Consider the following 19811-nt stretch of genomic DNA (forward strand, 5'->3'; position numbering starts at 1 on the left):
ATGACCATGCAACTCTTCTGGCTGCGCACCGACCTGCGCGTACATGACAACACCGCCCTGAGCGCTGCCATGCATCAGGGGCCGACGATTGCGCTGTACATGATCAGCCCCGGCCAGTGGCAGTTGCACGACGATGCCGCCTGCAAGGTCGACTTCTGGCTGCGCAACCTCAAGGCTTTGCAGACCGAGCTCAAGGCCCTGAACGTGCCCCTGCTGATCGTTCACGCCAACACCTGGGACAAGGCGCCCAAGGCCCTGGTTGATCTGTGCAAGGAACACGGGGTCGAGCAGGTTCACGTCAACGAAGAATACGGTGTCAACGAACAGAGCCGGGACCGCGAGGTGGCCGCCGCACTGGATAAACAGGGCATCGCGTTTCACAGCCATCTGGACCAGTTGTTCTTCAAGCCGGGCAGCGTGCTGACCAAGAGCGGCGGCTATTTCAAGGTCTACACCCAGTTTCGCAAGGTCTGTTACGGCCGTCTGCACCACTCGGTGCCGTCGGTGGTGCGCCTGCCGCACAAGCAGTCGCCGGTGCATATCAAGAGCGACGAAGTGCCCGACAGCGTCAAGGGTTTCGCCACGCCGTCCCAGGCGCTGCGCAAGCTCTGGCCGGCGGGGGAGGACGAGGCACGCAAGCGCCTTGAGCACTTCACCGACGACCAGGTGCATTACTACAACGACGAGCGGGATTTCCCGGCCAAACCCGGCACCAGCCAGTTGTCTGCGTACCTGGCGGCGGGCGTGGTTTCGCCGCGCCAGTGCCTGCACGCCGCCCTGCGCAGCAACCATGGCGAGTTCGAATCCGGCAGCCAGGGCGCCGTCACCTGGATCAACGAGTTGATCTGGCGCGAGTTCTACAAGCACGTCCTGGTGGGCTTCCCGAGGGTATCCCGGCATCGGGCCTTCCGCCCTGAAACCGAAGCGCTGAAATGGCGCCATGCCCCCAAGGACCTGGAAGCCTGGCAACAGGGCCGCACCGGGCTGCCTCTGGTGGACGCCGCCATGCGCCAGTTGCTGGAAACCGGCTGGATGCACAACCGCCTGCGCATGGTGGTGGCGATGTACCTGACCAAAAACCTGCTGCTGGACTGGCGCGAAGGCGAGCGTTTTTTCATGCAGCACCTGATCGATGGCGATCTGGCGGCCAATAACGGCGGCTGGCAATGGAGTTCGTCCACCGGCACCGACTCCTCGCCCTATTTCCGGATCTTCAATCCGGTCAGCCAGTCCGAGCGCTTCGACCCTGAAGGGCTGTTCATCAAGCAGTGGGTGCCTGAACTGGCCGAGCTGAACAAACGCGACATCCATGATCCATCGGCAATGGGCGGCCTGTTTGGCGTCCAGGGTTACCCACGGCCCATCGTCGACCTGAAATCCAGCCGCGAGCGCGCATTGGCCGCGTTCAAATCCCTGCCTCATCGACAAGCAGAGACTCAAGACCATGAGTGAATTCCTGCGCGACTACGCCCGGCGCTTTGCCGAACTGGATAAGGACAACCTGCACCGCCTCGGCGAGCTGTACAGCGACGACATCGCCTTCGCCGACCCACTGCATGAGGTTCAGGGCCTGCCGGCACTGCAGAAATACTTCGCCGACCTGTACGCCAACGTCACGGACCTGCAGTTCGAATTCCACGCCTACGATCAGGTACGCGAAGGCAAGGGCTATCTGCGCTGGACCATGACCGTGCGCCACGCCCATCTCAAGCATGGCGAGCCGATCACCGTGCAGGGTTGCTCGCACTTGCTATGGGCTGACAACAAGGTCTTCCAGCACCGGGACTTTTTCGACGCGGGCGCGCTGCTCTACGAACACCTGCCGGTCATGGGCAGGATGATCCGCTGGCTCAAGGGGCGACTGGGATGAAGCGGCGCATCTGGCTGACCGGCGCCAGCAGCGGCATCGGACTGGCACTGGCTGAAGAACTGCTGAACGCCGGGCACCAGCTTGCCCTGACGGCGCGCAACCTCGAGCCGCTGGAGGCCCTGGACCAGCGCTTCCCGCGCCAGGTGCTGCTGGCACCGGGCGACATTACCGATCCAGACCAGGTCAAGGGTATCGGCGAGCGCATCGCGCAGGTCTGGGGAGCAGTGGACACGGCGATTCTCAACGCTGGCACATGCGAGTACATCGACGCCACCCGGTTCGACGCGCAACTGGTCGAGCGCGTGGTCAGGACCAACCTGATCGCCACGTCCTATTGCATTCAGGAAGCGCTGACCCTGCTGCGCCTGGGTCAACGGCCGCATCTGGTGGGGGTCGCGAGCTCCGTGGCCTACCTGCCGCTGACCCGTTCGGAAGCCTATGGCGCCTCGAAGGCCGGCCTGCGTTACCTGTTTCGCTCCCTGCGCATCGACCTGGCCCGCGAAGGGATCGATGTCACGGTGGTAAGCCCAGGGTTCGTCGATACCCCCCTGACCCGCAAGAACGACTTTCCGATGCCCATGAGCTGGCCTGCGCCAAAAGCCGCGCGGTTCATCGCGCAGCGTCTGAAAAAAAACCGCCGCCCCATGGAAGTCGCCTTTCCCTGGCCCTTGATCCTGTCCCTGAAACTCCTCGCCCTGCTCCCCGAGCGCCTGCAACTGGCGCTGGGCAAACGCATGGTCCGTGACGCCAGGCAGAGCGGGAGCTCGGCATGAAGATCGCGATTATCGGCAGCGGCATTTCCGGCCTGACCTGCGCCTGGTTGCTGAACCGGGCCCACGACATTACGGTCTTCGAAGCCAATGACTGGATCGGCGGGCATACCCACACCGTCAACGTCATGGTGAACGGCAAGAGCCACGCCATCGACACCGGTTTCATCGTCTTCAACGACTGGACCTACCCCAACTTCATCAAGCTGCTGGACACCCTGGGCGTCGCCTTCAAACCCACCGAGATGAGCTTTTCGGTGAGCGACCCGCGCAGCCAGACCGAGTACAACGGCAACAACCTCAACAGCCTGTTCGCCCAGCGCAGCAACCTGTTGTCGCCATCCTTCTGGGGCATGCTGCGCGACATTCTGCGCTTCAACAAACAGGCGCTGGCCGATCTGCAAAGCCAGCGTATCGCCGCCGACACCACCCTGGGCGCGTACCTCAAGTCCGAGGGGTACGGGCAGCGCTTCACCGACCATTACATCGTGCCCATGGGCGCGGCGATCTGGTCGATGTCGCTGGCCGACATGCTGGCGTTCCCCCTGCAATTCTTCGTGCGCTTCTTCAAGAACCACGGCTTGCTGTCGGTCAGCAATCGCCCGCAGTGGTGCGTGATCGAGGGCGGTTCCAGCCGCTACATCGAACCGCTGACCGCGCCGTTTCGCGAGCGCATTCGCCTGCAATGCCCGGTGAGCCGGGTCGAGCGTGACAGTGAGGGCGTGACGATCTACAGCGGGGGCAGCAGCAACGGCGAGCGCTTCGACAAGGTGATCTTCGCCTGCCACAGCGATCAGGCGCTGGGAATGCTGGCCGAACCCAGCCACGCCGAACGGGAAATCCTCGGCGCCCTGCCCTACGCCGACAACGACGTGGTGCTGCACACCGACACTCGCCTGCTGCCCAAGCGCCCACTGGCCTGGGCCAGCTGGAACTACCGGCTCGGCGGCGCGGGGGATCAGTCGGCAGCGGTGACCTACGCGATGAATATCCTGCAAGGCATCGAGAGCGATACCACGTTCTGCGTCAGCCTGAACCAGACGCCGGCGATCGACCCGCACAAGATCCTCGCCCGCTACCGCTACGCCCATCCGCAATACAGCCTCAAGGGCATCGCCGCCCAAGCGCGCTGGCAGGAGTTGCTCGGCGCGCAACACAGTTATTACTGCGGCGCCTACTGGGCCAACGGCTTTCACGAGGATGGCGTGGTCAGTGCGCTGCGCGTGGCGTCGGCATTCGGGGAGGCGCTATGAACAGCGCCCTGTACAGCGGCCTGGTGACCCATCGGCGCTTCTCGCCGAAGGCCCATGCGTTCACTTACCGCATCGGCATGCTGTACCTGGACCTCGACGAACAGGACGCGGTGATGAAGCTGTCACCGCTGTCCGGCGCCAGTCGCCTTGCGCCGTTTTCGTTTCGCCACAGCGACTATCTGCGCGCACACACCGGGCGCGGCCTGTCTCTGATCGATTCCGTGCGAGAAATTCTGCATACCGCGCTGGGCCGCACGCCCCAGGGCCGGGTCTGCCTGCTGACGCAAGCACGCAGTTGGGGCCTGTCGTTCAACCCGGTGAGCTTCTTCTATTGCTTCGAAACCGATGGCTCGCTGGCGGCGATTGTCTGTGAAGTCACCAACACGCCCTGGCGCGAGCGCTATCACTACGTGCTGCCGGCAGGCAGCGAGGGCCACCAGCACTTTGCCGTGGCCAAGGCCTTTCACGTGTCGCCGTTTCTGCCAGCCGATCTTGAGTACCGCATGAGTTTCAGCCCGCCCGGCGAGCGCCTGGGCGTGCACATGGCCGATTGGCAAGGCGATGAAAAAGTGTTCGACGCCACGCTGAACCTGCACCGTCAGGCGCTGGATCGCTCCGCCCTGCATCGCCATCTGCGGGATTTCCCGTGGATGACCGCCAAGACCTGCCTGGCCATCTACTGGCAGGCGCTGCGCCTGTTTCTCAAACGTGTTCCGGTTTTTTCCCATCAAGCCGCCGAAGGCACCTACCGCACGGCCGCCGTTCAACCCGAGGATCGACGCCATGAAAAGTAACAGCCTCGCTGCTGGCTTGAACGCCAACAGCCTGACCTCGGGCCTGTTGCGCCGAGGCGTGTTGCGCCAGCTTTCGCATCTGCGCCATGGCCAGTTGGTGGTGTATGAAGGCGATGAACGCCATGTCTTCGGCGCGGCGGGCTCCAAGACCCTCGGCGAAATCCACGTGCATGACCCGGCGGTCTGGGGCCTGGTCGCCAGCAACGGCTCCATCGGCTCCGGGGAGGCGTTCATCCACGGGTACTGGACCAGCCCTGACCTTACTGCCGTGATCCGCGTGTTCGTCAGCAACCTGGATGTGCTCGACGCCATGGAAGGTGGCCTGGCCAGGCTCGGACGGCCTTTCGTGCACGGCCTGCACTGGCTCAACCGTAACACCCGCAAAGGTTCGCAGAAGAACATCGCCGCCCACTACGACCTGGGCAACGACCTGTTCGAGCAGTTCCTGGACCCGACCATGATGTACTCGGCCGCGCAGTTCCAGAGCCCCGACGACACCCTTGAGCAGGCGCAACTGAACAAACTGACGCGGATCTGCCAGAAGCTTGCCCTCAAACCCAGCGATCACCTGCTGGAAATCGGCACCGGCTGGGGCAGCATGGCGATCCACGCGGCGCAGCACTTCGGGTGCAAGGTCACCACCACGACGCTTTCCAAGGAGCAGTTCGCCTACACCGAGCAGCGCATCGCCGAACTGGGCCTGCAGGACCGCATCACCCTGCTGCTCAGTGACTACCGCGACCTGACCGGGCAATACGACAAGCTGGTGTCCATCGAGATGATCGAGGCGGTCGGCCACCGCTTCCTGCCCACCTACTTCAAGCAATGCACGCGCCTGCTCAAGGACGATGGCCTGATGCTGCTGCAAGCGATCACCATCCGTGAGCAGCGCTACGAACAGGCCAGGCGCAGTGTCGATTTCATCCAGCGCTATATCTTCCCCGGGGGCGCCCTGCCGTCGGTCACGCGGATGCTGGAAGTCGTCGCCAAGGACACCGACATGAACCTGCTGCACATGGAGGACTTCGGCCTGCATTACGCGCGCACCCTGCGCCTGTGGCACGAGAACTTCAGGCATGCCAGCAGCCGTCTTTCGCAACTGGGTTATGACGATTACTTCCTGCGCCTGTGGGAGTTTTACCTATGCTACTGCGAAGGCGGTTTTCTTGAGCGCACCATTGGTACCGCGCAATTGCTGCTGGCCAAGCCCCGGGCGATGTCGCAGCCTTTGTTGGGACGTTTCGATGCTTAGAAATCTACTGAACGCAGTTTTGTTTCAGTTGGGATGGTTCACCTGTGTGCTGGGCGGCAACAGTGGCTGGTTGCTGATCCCCTTTGCGATTCTGCTCGTGCACCTGCGTTTCATCGGCTCCTGGCGGGCCGAGGGCAAGCTGCTGATGACCGTATTCGCCCTGGGCTGCGTGCTCGACAGCGCGCTGATCAAAATCGGCGTGTTCGATTTTGGCGAGGTCGGACGGGTAATCCCGCTGTGGCTGGCGCTGCTCTGGCCCTTGCTGGCGACCACCCTGGGACATTGCCTGGCGTGGTCCGGCAAGCGCTGGTGGCTGGCCAGTGTCATGGGCGCCGTGGGCGGCCCGGCGTCCTACATTGCCGGCTCGCACCTGACCTACGTTCAACTGCCGCTGGGCGTGTGGCCCAGTGCGCTGATCCTTGCCGCGATATGGGCGCTGGTGCTGCCGTTGCTGCACTGGCTGGCGAACTACTTTCGCCAGGCCCACCACAGCGAGGTTTCAGCCTGACGACTACGTCTGTCAGTCCGCTCACCTGCGACAGCTTCACTGCTTTAAACTGCCGCCCATGAGTGCCATTCCCCTGCTGCAACTCCCCGCAGAACCTGCCGAGCCCGCCGTTTCCTGTTCTACCTGCGCCGCCTGCTGCTGCCAACTGGAAGTGATGCTGATCACCGATACCGGCGTGCCCGAACGCTTCATCGATACCGATGACTGGGGCGGCGAGGTCATGTTGCGCCTGGACGACGGCTGGTGCGCGGCGCTGGATCGCGACACGATGCGCTGCACGATCTACGACAAAAGGCCGTTGATCTGTAGGGAATTCGAGATGGGTGCGCCGGAATGCATCACCGAGCGGGAAGGGATTGCGACGGCGTATGTGTAACACCGCAGATCTGGACCTGTAGGAGCGCGCTTGCCCGCGAATGCGTTGTTACTGTGCCTGGTCTGTTGACTGACACACCGCAATCGCGGGCAAGCGCGCTCCTACACAATCACACGACGAGATGCTTAAAACGGCATCGTGTAATGGATCGCGTAGCTTTCGATACCATCGTTGCTGCTGGTCAGGCCACCGTTGGAGTAATGAGTGGCGCGCAGGCCGACTTCATGACCACCGGCGAAGCGCAGGCCGAAGCCGATGCGGTCTTCGAACTGGAAGGCGCTGCCCAGTTTGTTCCCTTCAACTTCGGTGTGCTGGAATACTGCAGCACCGATGCCGGCCTCGATGTACGGCTTGACGCTTTCACCGGAGAATTCGTAAACGAATACCGGGGAGAACGACAGGCTGTTGTTGCTGGAACTCTTGTCACCTTCCCAGTAGGTGTAGGCGCCGCTCCAGTAGCCAGTCAGACGACCGACGCTGGTTTGCCACCAGCTCTTGTCCCAATCAAATTGCGCGCCCAGACGATAGGTCATCGTCGATTCGCCGGTGTGCCCCACCGAGAACTCGACCCCATCGGCCTGAGCAATTGCACTTTGCCCCGTTAACGCGGCCGCAATCGCAGCCAAACAAAACAGTCGCTTCATCTGAAACATCCCATTTTCGAGTGCAGTTAGAAATTTTTATATCAACAGACTTCGTGTAGAAATCCGTCAGCGAGCTTTAGTTCAGTAGAAAACAGCGCTATTCACGTTTTTTTCACAGGCCGAAGCTTCGCACACTGTCAGAATATTTCCATAGTACAGGTAGGATGTTTCTGAAATTTTCCGGATCACCACTGGTCCAGAACTGCGCGGTCAGAGGGTGACCGGTGGCGAGCAAGTCTTGCTGGCTGAGCAGACGCTGCAATTGACGAGCGACGGCGGCGCCGGTATCGATCAGCGAAATCGACGCCGGAATCATCTCCCGCAGCAGCGGCTTGAGGAAGGGATAGTGGGTGCAACCCAGCACGATGGTGTCGCAACCAGCTTCCAGCAGCGGGTCGACATAGCCCTTGAGCAGTTGCCGAAGGGCAGGACTCGCCAGATCACCGGTTTCGATCAGCTCGACCAGCCCGGGGCAAGGCTGGGTGACCACCTGCACATCGGCGGCAAAACGGTCGAGCAAGGCGGCGAACTTCGCGCTTTGCAGGGTGCCCGTGGTGGCGAGCACACCGACCACACCGCTGCGGGTGGCGGCGGCCGCAGGCTTTACCGCAGGTTCCATGCAGACGATTGGCCAGTCCGGGTAGCGCTCGCGCAGGTCGGCAGCCGCCGCAACCGTCGCGGTATTGCACGCCAGCACCAGGGCCTTGGCGCCTTGAGCGCGAAAGAATTCGGCGACGATCACGCAGCGCTCACGAATGAACTCGGGGGATTTCTCGCCATAGGGGATGTGCCCGCAATCAGCCACATAGAGCAGCGACTCGCGGGGCAACAGCTGATTGATTTCGCTCAGGACCGACAGGCCGCCGACACCTGAATCGAACACGCCGATGGGCGCATCGTTGTCTCTAGCCATCCTTGCGCGCTCTATTCATGGGCCGCGCCGCAGACGCTGCAACCCGGATCACGCTTGACCTTCAGCTCGCGGAAGCGGCTGCCCAGGGCGTCGATCAACAGCAGCCGCCCGACCAGCGGCTCACCAAAACCGGCCAGCAGTTTCAGGGCCTCCAGCGCTTGCAGGCTGCCGACCAGGCCCACCAGAGGGCCGATCACGCCGGCTTCGCTGCAGGTCAGTTCGCTTTCGCTCCCATGCCCGTAAAGACAGTGATAGCACGGGCTTTCAGGGCGACGCGGGTCGAACACCGAGAGCTGCCCTTCCAGACGGATCGCCGCGCCACTGACCAGCGGACGTCTGGCGGCCACGCAAGCAGCGTTGACCGCCTCGCGGGTCGAGAAATTGTCGGAGCAATCGAGCACCAGGTCCACACCCGCCACCGCAGCGGCCAGGGAATCGACATCCAGCGCCGTGCGATGGGCCACCAGTCTGATCTGCGGGTTGATCGCACTCAAACGGGCGATGGCCGAATCGACCTTGCTCTGGCCGACGCTCTGGGTGTCGTGGATGATCTGGCGTTGCAGGTTGGTCAGGTCGACCGTGTCGAAGTCCGCCAGATGCAGCTCGCCCACACCGGCCGCCGCCAGGTACAACGCCACCGGCGAGCCCAACCCGCCGACGCCGACGATCAGTGCGCGGCTGTGCCTGATGCGCAACTGGCCTTCGATATCGACCTGCGACAGCAGGATCTGTCGGCTGTAGCGCAGCAGTTCTTCGTCGGTCAGGTCGGCAGTGTTCAAAGTGGCACGCGTCCGAAAGTGATGCGTTCGTGGTCCCCCAGATCGCGGCGGGTCTGGATCTGTTCGAAACCATGACGATTGAGCAGTTCGCGCACCGCCGGGCCCTGATCGTAGCCGTGCTCCAGCAGCAACCAGCCACCGGCTTCCAGATGCGCAGGCGCCTGGGAGACGATCAGGCGCAGGTCGTCCAGCCCGTCGTCGCCCGACACCAGCGCACTGCTGGGCTCGAAACGCACGTCACCTTCGACCAAGTGCGGGTCGCTTGCGGCGATGTAAGGGGGATTGCTCAGTATCAGGTCGAAACGCTGACCCTCAACGGCGCTGAACCAGTGACTTTGCAGCACCCGGGCATTGTCCAGGTGCAGGCGCTGGCGATTGCGCTCGGCAAGCTCGACGGCGTCTTCCACGCGGTCCACGGCGGTCAGGGTCCACTGCGGGCGATCCTTGGCCAGCGACAGCGCGATGGCCCCGGTGCCGGTGCCAAGGTCCAGCAGGCGATGAGCGATGGCGCCGGGCAGCAGCTCCAGCGCGGTCTCCACCAGCATTTCGGTTTCCGGCCGCGGAATCAGCGTGTGGGGCGCGACTTCCAGATCGATGTTCCAGAAGCCCTGCAGGCCCAGAATATAGGCCACCGGCTCGCCAGTACGACGGCGTTTCAGATAGCCATCGAAGGCCTGGGCGGCTTCGGAGCTGACGATGCGCTCGGGCCAGGTGTGCAGAAAGCTGCGCGGCTTGCCCAGGGCAGCGGCGAGCAGCAGTTCGGCGTCCAGGCGGGCTGTCGGGGAGTCCGGCAGTTCGGCGTTTCTTAACAGGCTGGCGATGATGGTCATTTACTCACCCAGTGCCGCAAGTTGGTCTGCCTGATACTCGGCAAGCAACGGTTCTATCACTGCATCGACTCCACCGGCCAGAACTTCATCCAGCGAGTACAGCGTCAGGTTGACGCGATGATCTGTCACTCGCCCCTGTGGGAAATTGTACGTGCGGATGCGCTCGGAACGGTCGCCCGAACCCACCAGCAGCTTGCGCTCGGACGCGATGGCGTTGGCCGCTGCGGAAGTCTGCTGATCCTTGAGCTTGGCCGCGAGCCAGGCCATCGCCCGGGCGCGGTTCTTGTGCTGGGAACGCTCTTCCTGACACTCGACCACGATACCGGTTGGCAAGTGAGTGATACGGATGGCCGAGTCGGTGGTGTTCACGTGCTGCCCGCCCGCACCCGAAGAACGGTAAGTGTCGACCCGCAAATCCGCCGGGTTGATCTCGATGTCCTGCTGCTCATCGGGCTCGGGCAATACCGCCACCGTGCAGGCCGAGGTATGGATGCGGCCCTGGGATTCGGTTTCGGGAACCCGCTGCACGCGATGCGCCCCGGATTCGAACTTCAGCTTGCCGTAGACGTTGTCGCCCTCGACCCGCGCGATGACTTCCTTGAAGCCGCCATGCTCGCCTTCGTTCTGCGATAGGATTTCCACCCGCCAGCCACGACGCTCCGAATAGCGCGAGTACATGCGGAACAGGTCGCCGGAGAAAATCGCCGCCTCGTCACCACCGGTGCCGGCACGAATTTCCAGAAACACGTTGCGACTGTCGTTGGGATCCTTGGGCAGCAGCATCTTTTGCAGATCGGCTTCCAGGACTTCCTGGCGGTCGCGGGCTTCGCGTACTTCCTCGACCGCCATTTCGCGCAGGTCAGGGTCGCTGTCCTTGAGCAGCGCCTGGGCACCCTCAAGATCACTGTACACCTTCTGCAGTTGGCGATAGACCTGGATCACCGGCTCGACTTCCGCATATTCACGGGAATAGGCGCGAAATTGAGTCTGATCGGAAATGACTTCGGCGTCGCCCAGCAACGCGGTCAATTCTTCGAAACGGTCGCTGAGCACGTCCAGCTTGTTGAGCAGTGAAGCTTTCATTGCGGGGGTTTATCCGTGGAGCCCTCATCGAGGGCAAAGAGTTCCTGGGCCATGGCCAGCGCATCGACGCGGCCTTCGGCGGACAGCTTTTTGAGTTGCACGCTGGGGGCATGCATCATTTTGTTGGTCAGGCCACGGGCCAGCGACGCCAGTACATCTTCAGCGTTGGCGCCATTGGCGAGCAGGCGCTGGGCCTTTTGCAGTTCTTCGTCGCGCAGGCGTTCGCTCTGCTGACGATAGGCCCTGAGTACATCGACCGCCGCCAGCTCGCGCAGGCGCGACATGAAATCATCGACGCCAAGGCTCACCAGTTCCTCGGCCGCCTGGGCTGCACCCTGGCGACTCTTGAGGTTTTCCGCGACGACTTCGTGCAGATCGTCGACGGTATACAGGTAAACGTCGTCCAGCTCGCCGACTTCCGGCTCGATGTCGCGAGGGACGGCGATGTCGACCATGAAGATCGGTTTGTGCTTGCGCAGTTTCAGCGCGCTTTCCACCGCGCCCTTGCCCAGGATCGGCAACTGGCTGGCGGTGGAACTGATGACGATATCACTGTTGACCAGTTCGGCCGGGATGTCGGCCAGCAACACCGCGTGGGCACCGAACTCTTCGGCCAGGATGCTTGCGCGTTCCAGCGTGCGGTTGGCGACCACGATACGCTTGACCCCAAGATCACGCAGGTGCCGGGCGACCAGCGTGATGGTTTCGCCGGCGCCGATCAGTAATGCCTGGCTGCGCTGAAGGTCGCTGAATATCTGCTTGGCCAGGCTGACGGCGGCAAAAGCCACGGAAACCGGGTTTTCACCGATGGCCGTGTCGGTGCGCACCTGCTTGGCAGCGCTGAAGGTGGCCTGGAACAACCGTCCGAGCAAAGGGCCGATGGTCCCCGCTTCACGCGCCACGGCGTAGGCGGATTTCATCTGGCCGAGAATCTGCGGCTCGCCCAGCACCAGCGAATCGAGCCCCGAAGCCACGCGCATCATGTGGCGCACGGCAGCGTCGTCCTCGTGCACATAGGCACTGGCGCGCAACTCTTCGAGGTTCAAGTGGTGATAGTCGGCCAGCCAGCTGAGCACCACCTCGGCGGTGAGCTGATCCTGCTCTATATAGAGCTCGCTGCGGTTGCAGGTCGAAAGAATCGCCGCTTCACGACTCTGGGTCAGGCGACACAGCTGCTGCAATGCCTCAACCAGCTGCTCAGGCGTAAATGCCACGCGCTCGCGGACATCCACTGATGCAGTCTTATGATTGATACCCAGAGCAAGAAAGGCCATTCAAGGTCGCTGACGGTGACGAGAAGCCGGCAATTGTCCTACTTCACTAGACCGAGAACAACCACCGCAATACATTCAGAACGTCCAGGACAGTCTATTGTCCCTATAGAGATCCGCTTCGCAGCCCTGCCCCTGCGACAAATTGTCCGGGCGCAGGCTTTAAATAACGGGTCTTTAAGTTTTTAGCCGGGCTGTGGGTTTGCTCCCTGCCTTATGTCATGATGCTTCCAAACCGCAGGTAAGCCGCCCCTCTTCTATATGAATAAATCGTCCGCGTTGTTCCTTGCCCTAGTCGTTCTCGGTGGCTGTCAGTCGACGCCTCCCGCATCCTCGCAGCCGCCGGCTGCGGCGAAGGAAACGACGCCCGCGCCCGAGGCCAAGCCGCAGGTCTACGGATCGTTCACCCAGGACACCGTCGTCAGCCTGCTGACTGCCGAGCTTGCCGGGCAGCGCAACCGCTTCGACATTGCGCTGGACAACTACGTGACCCAGGCCATCCAGACCCAGGATCCGGGCATTTCCGAGCGAGCCTTCCGCATTGCCGAGTACCTGGGCGCCGATCAGGCAGCGCTGGACACCTCGATGATCTGGGCGCGCAACGATCCGACCAACCTGGAAGCCCAGCGCGCGGCCGCTATCCAGCTGGCCCGGGCCGGTCGCTACGACGACGCCATGCGCTACATGGAAAAGGTGCTGCAGGGTCAGGGCGATACCCATTTCGACTTCCTCGCCCTGTCGGCTGCGGAAACCGACTCCAACACCCGCAAGGGCCTTCTGGCCAGCTTTGACCGGCTGTTGGCCAAGTACCCGAAAAACGGCCAGTTGATCTTCGGCAAGGCGCTGCTGCTCCAGCAGGAGGGCGACAGCAATGCGTCCCTCAAGCTGCTCGAAGACAACCCGCCGGGCGAAGGCGAAGTCGCGCCGATCCTGTTGCGCGCACGCCTGCTGCAAAGCATGAACCGCGGCAAGGAAGCGATTCCGCTGCTGGAAAAGAGCATCAAGAAGTACCCGGACGACAAGCGTCTGCGCCTGACTTACGCGCGCATGCTGGTGGAACAGAACCGCATGGAAGACGCCAAGGTGCAGTTCTCCAATCTTGTTCAGCAGTACCCGGATGACGACGAACTGCGTTATTCGCTGGCGCTGGTGTGCCTGGAGAACAAGGCCTGGGATGAGGCCCAGGGCTATCTCGAAGACTTGGTCGCCCGTGGCAGCCACGTCGATTCGGCTCATGTGAACCTTGGCCGCATCTACGAAGAGCGCAACGACCCGCAAAACGCCTTGAGCGAGTACGCCCAGGTCGGGCCAGGCAACGATTACCTGCCGGCGCAATTGCGTCAGGCTGACATCCTGATGAGCAACGGCAACACCGCCGAGGCCTCCAAGCGCCTGGCCCAGGCCCGTGCCGATCAGCCCGATTACACGATTCAGCTGTACCTGATCGAAGCTGAAACCCTGACCAACAACAATCAGAGCGACCGTGGCTGGCAAGTGCTGACCCAGGCCTTGAAGCTGTATCCGGACGATCTGAACCTGCTGTACACCCGCGCGATGCTGGCGGAGAAGCGCGACGACCTGAAGCAGATGGAGACCGACCTGCGGGCGATCCTCAAGCGCGAGCCGGACAACGCCATGGCGCTCAATGCGCTGGGCTACACCCTGTCCGACCGCACCACGCGCTATGCCGAAGCCAAGGAACTGATCGAACGCGCCCACCAGCTCAACCCCGAAGACCCTGCGGTCCTCGACAGCCTGGGCTGGGTCAATTATCGCCTGGGCAACCTCGACGAGGCCGAGCGCCTGCTGCGCGAAGCCCTGGAGCGCTTCCCCGACCACGAAGTGGCCGCGCACCTGGGCGAAGTGCTCTGGGCCAAGGGCCAACAGCGCGAAGCACGCAAAATATGGGGCAAGGCCCTGGAACAACAACCTGACAGCCCGGTCCTGCGCAGCACCCTCAAGCGCCTGACCGGCTCCGAGACTCTCTGATTTATGTCTTTGCGCCACCTGATCGCTTTTACCCTTATCGCCCTGCTCGCCGGTTGCGCAGGGGTCACCCCGCGCGAAGCTGTACAAGGCACGGGCGACGCCGCCAAATGGCGCGTCAACAAAGAACAGCTCACCCGTCTCGATGGCTGGGAGATCAACGGCAAGGTCGGCATTCGCGCACCGAAGGATTCCGGCAGCGGCACGCTGTACTGGCTGCAACGCCAGGATTATTACGACATTCGCCTCTCCGGCCCCCTGGGGCGCGGTGCAGCACGCCTGACCGGGCGCCCTGGCGCTGTCTCGCTGGAAGTCGCCAACCAGGGCCGCTATGACGCGCCCGATCCCGAAACCCTGCTCAAGGATCAACTGGGCTGGAGACTGCCGGTTTCGCATCTGGTGTGGTGGGTCCGCGGCCTGCCCGCCCCCGAAACCAAGAGCAGCCTGACCCTGGACGGCGACAGCCGCCTGTCGGGTCTTGAGCAGGATGGCTGGCAGATCGAGTACCTGAGCTACACCGAGCAAAACGGTTACTGGCTGCCCGAGCGGATGAAACTGCACGGCCAGGACCTGGACGTCACGCTGGTCATCAAGGACTGGCAACCACGCAAGCTGGGGCAATGATCATGTCGCTGCCTGTTCAAGACGCACCCCGCCTGACCCTCCCCGCGCCGGCCAAACTGAACCTGATGCTGCACATTCTTGGCCGCCGCGAAGACGGCTATCACCAGCTCGAAACGATTTTCCAGTTTCTGGACTACGGCGACGAGTTGAGTTTCGCCCTGCGCGAAGATGGTGAAGTGCGCCTGCAAACGGAAATTGCCGACGTCCCTCACGACAGCAATCTGATTGTCAAAGCGGCTCGCGCCTTGAAAGAACAATCGGGTTGCACGCTTGGCGTGGACATCTGGCTTAAAAAAATCCTGCCCATGGGCGGGGGCATCGGTGGCGGAAGCTCCGATGCAGCGACGACTTTGCTGGGGCTCAATCATCTCTGGCAACTGGGCTGGGATGAAAATCGCCTGGCGGCGCTGGGGCTCAAGCTGGGGGCTGACGTGCCGATTTTCGTGCGCGGACACGCCGCATTTGCTGAGGGCGTGGGCGAAATCCTTACCCCTGTAACCCCCGAAGAACCGTGGTATGTCGTGCTCGTGCCGCAAGTATCTGTAAGTACAGCAGAAATTTTTTCAGATCCACTGTTGACACGTGACACTCCTCCCATTAAAGTGCGCCCCGTTCCCAAGGGAAACAGTCGAAATGACTGCTTACCGGTTGTAGCAAGGCGTTATCCAGATGTACGTAACGCTTTGAATTGGTTAGGTAAATTTACCGAAGCAAAATTAACCGGAACTGGAAGTTGTGTGTTTGGGGCCTTCCCAAACAAAGCTGAAGCTGATAAAGTCTCGGCCCTTCTTACAGAGACCCTTACAGGGTTTGTAGCAAAGGGAAGCAACGTTTCGATGTTGCATCGCAAGTTACAGACACTGCTCTAAGAGAACCGAATGCCAGGCATTCGTTGCAACAGATACAGGGGCGTCGCCAAGCGGTAAGGCAGCAGGTTTTGATCCTGCCATGCGTTGGTTCGAATCCAGCCGCCCCTGCCATTTTCCTATAGTCATCCAGGCATACCCTAAGCCTCCAGGTACTGCGCGTGTCCAAGATGATGGTCTTTACGGGGAACGCCAACCCCGATCTGGCTCGGCGTGTCGTACGTCAGCTGCATATCCCTCTCGGTGACATCTCTGTCGGAAAATTCTCCGACGGCGAGATTACCGCTGAGATCAATGAAAACGTTCGCGGTAAAGACGTCTTCATTATTCAGCCGACCTGCGCTCCGACCAACGATAACCTGATGGAACTCGTCGTGATGGCTGATGCCTTCCGTCGTTCCTCGGCTACTCGTATCACTGCTGTTATTCCTTACTTTGGTTATGCCCGCCAGGATCGCCGTCCGCGTTCCGCTCGCGTGGCTATCAGCGCTAAAGTGGTTGCGGACATGCTCACCGTCGTCGGTATCGACCGTGTGCTGACCGTTGACCTGCACGCTGACCAGATTCAAGGCTTCTTCGATATTCCGGTAGATAACATCTACGGCTCCCCGGTTCTGGTGGATGACATCGAAGACCAACGCTTCGAAAACCTGATGATCGTGTCCCCGGATATCGGCGGCGTCGTGCGTGCACGTGCTGTTGCCAAATCCCTGGGCGTGGATCTCGGGATCATCGACAAGCGCCGTGAGAAGGCCAATCACTCCGAAGTGATGCACATCATCGGTGACGTCGAAGGCCGTACCTGTATTCTCGTCGACGACATGGTCGACACCGCCGGCACCCTGTGCCACGCGGCCAAGGCCCTGAAAGAACACGGCGCAGCCAAGGTTTTCGCCTACTGCACCCACCCTGTTCTGTCGGGTCGCGCGATCGAGAACATCGAAAATTCCGTGCTGGACGAGCTGGTGGTGACCAACACCATCCCGCTGTCCGCTGCAGCACAAGCCTGTGACCGTATCCGTCAACTGGATATCGCACCGGTAGTCGCTGAAGCGATGCGTCGCATCAGCAACGAAGAATCGATCAGCGCGATGTTCCGCTAAGGGCCCTGCCCTTTCGAATCATCCGTTGACGAAAAGCGCCCCGCCCCGACACTCATTGTCGGGGCGGGGCTTTTTTGCCCATACCGAGTCTGGCGCTGGTCGCAAACGCCAACCGGGAATGGCTATTTTGGAGATACAAAATGACTGATTTCACTCTGAACGCCCAAGCGCGTACTGACCTGGGGAAAGGTGCGAGCCGCCGCCTGCGTCACGCCGCCAGCATCCCTGCCGTAGTTTACGGTGGTGACAAAGCCGCTGAATCCCTGACCATCGTGGCCAAGGAAATCGCCAAACTGTTCGAAAACGAAGCGGCCTACAGCCACGTTATCGAACTGAACGTTGACGGCAAAAAGCAAAACGTCATCGTCAAGGCCATGCAGCGCCACCCAGCCAAGCAGTTCATCATGCACGCTGACTTCATCCGTGTTGTCGCTGGCCAGAAACTGACTGCCAAGGTTCCGGTTCACTTCATCAACGAAGAAGCCCCGGTCAAGAAAGGCGGCGAAATCTCGCACGTAGAAAACGACATCGAAGTTTCCTGCGAAGCCAAAGACCTGCCTGAGTTCATCGAAGTCGACCTGGCCAACGCTGAAATCGGCACCATCATCCACCTGTCGGACCTCAAAGCTCCGAAAGGCGTTGAATTCGTGGCCCTGGCTCACGGTGACGACAAGGCAGTTGCCAACGTTCACGCTCCACGCGTTGCTCCTGAAGAAGCTGAAGAAGGCGCTGCCGAGTAATCTTTACTCGCACGCCGGTTGACCGGGTGACGGTATTCGCTATCGTCACTCGCAACCCAAGGAAGAGCCCCTGACGTGACCGCCATCAAACTGATCGTCGGCCTGGGAAACCCCGGCCCCGAATACGAACAGACCCGGCATAACGCAGGGGCTCTTTTCGTTGAACGCATTGCCAGCGCACAGCGTGTCAATCTGACCGTTGATCGCAAGTATTTCGGTCTTGTGGCTAAATTCAGCCATCAGGGCCAGGACGTTCGTCTGCTGATTCCCACCACCTACATGAACCGCAGCGGCCAGGCCGTGGCGGCACTTGCCGGTTTCTTCCGCATCAAGCCTGAAGAAATCCTGGTGGCACACGACGAACTCGACCTGCCTCCGGGCGTTGCCAAGCTCAAGCTGGGCGGCGGCCATGGCGGGCACAACGGGTTGCGCGACATCATTGCGCAACTGGGTAATCAGAACAATTTCCACCGCCTGCGGCTTGGCATCGGCCACCCGGGCGTCGCCAGCATGGTTTCAAATTTCGTCCTGGGTCGTGCGCCACGCGCCGAACAGGAAAAACTCGATGCCAGCATCGACTTTGCCCTCGGCGTGCTGCCGGATGTATTCGCCGGCGACTTCGCCAAGGCGATGCGCGTCCTGCACAGCCAGAAGGCCTGACATCACTCGAGGGGAAACATCATGGGATTCAACTGCGGCATCGTCGGCCTGCCCAACGTCGGCAAGTCCACCCTGTTCAACGCCCTGACCAAATCCGGTATCGCGGCAGAGAACTTTCCCTTCTGCACCATCGAGCCGAACAGCGGCATCGTGGCCATGCCCGACTCCCGCCTTCAGGCGCTGGCGGACATCGTCAACCCCAAGCGCATCCTGCCGACCACGATGGAGTTCGTCGACATCGCAGGCCTGGTAGCCGGTGCGTCCAAAGGTGAAGGCCTGGGCAACAAGTTTTTGGCCAACATCCGCGAAACCGATGCCATCGCCCACGTGGTTCGCTGCTTCGAAGACGAGAACGTGATTCACGTCTCCAACAGCGTGGACCCGAAACGCGACATCGAGATCATCGATCTGGAACTGATCTTCGCCGACCTCGACAGCTGCGAAAAACAGCTGCAGAAAGTTGCCCGCAACGCCAAGGGCGGCGACAAGGACGCAGTGGTCCAGAAAGGCCTGCTGGAAAAACTCATCGCCCACTTCACCGAAGGCAAGCCTGCGCGCAGCCTGATGAAGAACATGGGTGTCGATGAGAAAGCCGTCATCAAGGGCTTCCACCTGCTGACCACCAAGCCGGTCATGTACATCGCCAACGTCGCCGAAGACGGCTTCGAGAACAACCAGCACCTGGACGTGGTCCGCGCCATCGCCGAAGAAGAAGGCGCAATGCTGGTGCCGGTCTGCAACAAGATCGAAGCAGAAATCGCCGAACTCGAAGACGGTGAAGAGAAAGACATGTTCCTCGAAGCCCTGGGCCTCGAAGAGCCAGGCCTGAACCGCGTGATCCGTGCCGGTTACGAGATGCTGCACCTGCAGACCTACTTCACCGCAGGCGTCGAAGAAGTCCGCGCCTGGACCGTCCGCGTCGGCGCCACCGCGCCACAGGCCGCTGGCGTGATCCACACCGACTTCGAAAAAGGCTTTATCCGCGCCGAATGCGTCGCCTACAACGACTTCATCCAGTACAAGGGCGAAGCCGGTGCCAAGGAGGCAGGCAAATGGCGCCTGGAAGGCAAGGACTACATCGTCAAGGACGGTGACGTGCTGCACTTCCGTTTCAACGTCTGACGTACTTCGTGGGATTCCACGGCGCGTGAAAGATCTCCCCCGTTATCGCCAAGCGATACGGGGGTTTTGCGTTTTAGAGGCTCTGATATCGGGTGACAGAAAGTCAGCATAACGATGCTGTTACGACCAATGGGATCGGCAGCTTTGAGAGAACATAAAAAAACCTTGATCCCATTCCACTGATAGTGGAAGGTATTTTTGCGCATATGCGTAAACCAAAGGGTGGTTACAGGGATCTTCGGATCGCACCCCGTTACTGGGACACCAGTTCGCCGAGCGCGACGTGAGAACGACCTGCCCCGTTGAAGCATGCATCAACGGCTGAGAATCCCTCCTTGAGAGGGATTCGCCGTTTCTGGGCCATTCA

At 61.2% G+C, this 19811-nt stretch carries 21 protein-coding genes and 1 tRNA gene; 16 read left to right on the forward strand and 6 right to left on the reverse strand.

Annotated features, from left to right (window positions below):
* The first annotated feature begins 6 nt into the window (after positions 1-6).
* From phrB to ACIPOO_RS05985, 8 genes are read left to right on the forward strand one after another with little or no spacing between them, the layout of a single operon-like run.
* Positions 7-1452 (forward strand): deoxyribodipyrimidine photo-lyase, encoded by a 1446-nt coding sequence (phrB, locus tag ACIPOO_RS05950; RefSeq protein ID WP_400605049.1) that lies wholly within the window; start codon positions 7-9, stop codon positions 1450-1452.
* Complete coding sequence (locus ACIPOO_RS05955; protein ID WP_400605051.1) at positions 1445-1870, forward strand: nuclear transport factor 2 family protein; 426 nt, start codon at positions 1445-1447, stop codon at positions 1868-1870. The genes phrB and ACIPOO_RS05955 overlap by 8 nt, the downstream gene beginning before the upstream one ends.
* Positions 1867-2643, forward strand: a complete 777-nt coding sequence (locus ACIPOO_RS05960; RefSeq protein WP_400605053.1) for an SDR family NAD(P)-dependent oxidoreductase — start codon at positions 1867-1869, stop codon at positions 2641-2643. Before ACIPOO_RS05955 ends, ACIPOO_RS05960 begins: the two co-directional genes overlap by 4 nt.
* Positions 2640-3893, forward strand: a complete 1254-nt coding sequence (locus tag ACIPOO_RS05965) for an NAD(P)/FAD-dependent oxidoreductase (protein WP_400605055.1) — start codon at positions 2640-2642, stop codon at positions 3891-3893. Before ACIPOO_RS05960 ends, ACIPOO_RS05965 begins: the two co-directional genes overlap by 4 nt.
* A complete protein-coding gene (locus tag ACIPOO_RS05970; RefSeq protein WP_274132711.1) occupies positions 3890-4687 on the forward strand; it encodes a DUF1365 domain-containing protein in 798 nt (265 codons plus the stop codon). The genes ACIPOO_RS05965 and ACIPOO_RS05970 overlap by 4 nt, the downstream gene beginning before the upstream one ends.
* The gene (locus ACIPOO_RS05975; RefSeq protein ID WP_400605057.1) at positions 4677-5939 is read left to right on the forward strand and encodes a class I SAM-dependent methyltransferase; all 1263 of its coding nucleotides are present in this window, start codon (positions 4677-4679) and stop codon (positions 5937-5939) included. The genes ACIPOO_RS05970 and ACIPOO_RS05975 overlap by 11 nt, the downstream gene beginning before the upstream one ends.
* On the forward strand, positions 5932-6447 hold the full coding sequence (locus tag ACIPOO_RS05980) for a DUF2878 domain-containing protein (RefSeq protein ID WP_274132713.1): 516 nt from the start codon (positions 5932-5934) through the stop codon (positions 6445-6447). Before ACIPOO_RS05975 ends, ACIPOO_RS05980 begins: the two co-directional genes overlap by 8 nt.
* 58 nt (positions 6448-6505) lie before the next feature.
* Positions 6506-6823: a YkgJ family cysteine cluster protein gene (locus tag ACIPOO_RS05985; RefSeq protein WP_274132714.1), complete on the forward strand. Its 318-nt coding sequence runs from the start codon at positions 6506-6508 to the stop codon at positions 6821-6823.
* 125 nt (positions 6824-6948) lie between these two features.
* Here ACIPOO_RS05985 and ACIPOO_RS05990 read toward each other — a convergent pair whose 3' ends face one another.
* The 6 genes from ACIPOO_RS05990 to hemA form a co-directional block, all read right to left on the reverse strand.
* On the reverse strand, positions 6949-7467 hold the full coding sequence (locus ACIPOO_RS05990; protein ID WP_274132793.1) for an acyloxyacyl hydrolase: 519 nt from the start codon (positions 7465-7467) through the stop codon (positions 6949-6951).
* Positions 7468-7579: 112 nt separating this feature from the next.
* Complete coding sequence (murI, locus tag ACIPOO_RS05995) at positions 7580-8380, reverse strand: glutamate racemase (RefSeq protein WP_400605060.1); 801 nt, start codon at positions 8378-8380, stop codon at positions 7580-7582.
* 11 nt (positions 8381-8391) lie between these two features.
* The gene (locus ACIPOO_RS06000) at positions 8392-9144 is read right to left on the reverse strand and encodes a molybdopterin-synthase adenylyltransferase MoeB (protein WP_400605217.1); all 753 of its coding nucleotides are present in this window, start codon (positions 9142-9144) and stop codon (positions 8392-8394) included.
* Between the two features lie 11 nt (positions 9145-9155).
* The gene (gene prmC, locus ACIPOO_RS06005; RefSeq protein ID WP_274132718.1) at positions 9156-9989 is read right to left on the reverse strand and encodes a peptide chain release factor N(5)-glutamine methyltransferase; all 834 of its coding nucleotides are present in this window, start codon (positions 9987-9989) and stop codon (positions 9156-9158) included.
* Positions 9990-11072 (reverse strand): peptide chain release factor 1, encoded by a 1083-nt coding sequence (prfA, locus tag ACIPOO_RS06010; protein WP_274132719.1) that lies wholly within the window; start codon positions 11070-11072, stop codon positions 9990-9992.
* Entirely contained in the window at positions 11069-12346 is a 1278-nt protein-coding gene (gene hemA / locus ACIPOO_RS06015; protein ID WP_274132721.1) for a glutamyl-tRNA reductase, read from the reverse strand. Before hemA ends, prfA begins: the two co-directional genes overlap by 4 nt.
* A 258-nt stretch (positions 12347-12604) precedes the next feature.
* On the opposite strand from hemA, the gene ACIPOO_RS06020 reads away from it, so the two are divergent.
* The 8 genes from ACIPOO_RS06020 to ychF all read left to right on the forward strand — a co-directional run bounded on the left by ACIPOO_RS06020 (position 12605) and on the right by ychF (position 19444).
* A complete protein-coding gene (locus ACIPOO_RS06020) occupies positions 12605-14332 on the forward strand; it encodes a tetratricopeptide repeat protein (protein WP_400605063.1) in 1728 nt (575 codons plus the stop codon).
* 3 nt (positions 14333-14335) lie between these two features.
* The gene (gene lolB, locus ACIPOO_RS06025) at positions 14336-14953 is read left to right on the forward strand and encodes a lipoprotein insertase outer membrane protein LolB (RefSeq protein ID WP_274132724.1); all 618 of its coding nucleotides are present in this window, start codon (positions 14336-14338) and stop codon (positions 14951-14953) included.
* 2 nt (positions 14954-14955) lie between these two features.
* Positions 14956-15822: a 4-(cytidine 5'-diphospho)-2-C-methyl-D-erythritol kinase gene (ispE, locus tag ACIPOO_RS06030; RefSeq protein WP_400605065.1), complete on the forward strand. Its 867-nt coding sequence runs from the start codon at positions 14956-14958 to the stop codon at positions 15820-15822.
* Between the two features lie 36 nt (positions 15823-15858).
* Positions 15859-15933, forward strand: a tRNA-Gln gene (locus tag ACIPOO_RS06035).
* Between the two features lie 47 nt (positions 15934-15980).
* A complete protein-coding gene (locus ACIPOO_RS06040; RefSeq protein WP_037018241.1) occupies positions 15981-16922 on the forward strand; it encodes a ribose-phosphate pyrophosphokinase in 942 nt (313 codons plus the stop codon).
* 140 nt (positions 16923-17062) lie between these two features.
* On the forward strand, positions 17063-17662 hold the full coding sequence (locus ACIPOO_RS06045) for a 50S ribosomal protein L25/general stress protein Ctc (RefSeq protein WP_274132728.1): 600 nt from the start codon (positions 17063-17065) through the stop codon (positions 17660-17662).
* A gap of 75 nt (positions 17663-17737) precedes the next feature.
* Positions 17738-18322 (forward strand): aminoacyl-tRNA hydrolase, encoded by a 585-nt coding sequence (gene pth, locus ACIPOO_RS06050; protein WP_274132729.1) that lies wholly within the window; start codon positions 17738-17740, stop codon positions 18320-18322.
* Positions 18323-18343: 21 nt separating this feature from the next.
* Positions 18344-19444: a redox-regulated ATPase YchF gene (gene ychF / locus ACIPOO_RS06055; protein WP_400605068.1), complete on the forward strand. Its 1101-nt coding sequence runs from the start codon at positions 18344-18346 to the stop codon at positions 19442-19444.
* Positions 19445-19811 lie beyond the last annotated feature (367 nt).

Source organism: Pseudomonas sp. NPDC090201, from assembly GCF_044746825.1.
Classification (GTDB): Bacteria; Pseudomonadota; Gammaproteobacteria; order Pseudomonadales; family Pseudomonadaceae; genus Aquipseudomonas; species Aquipseudomonas putida_AD.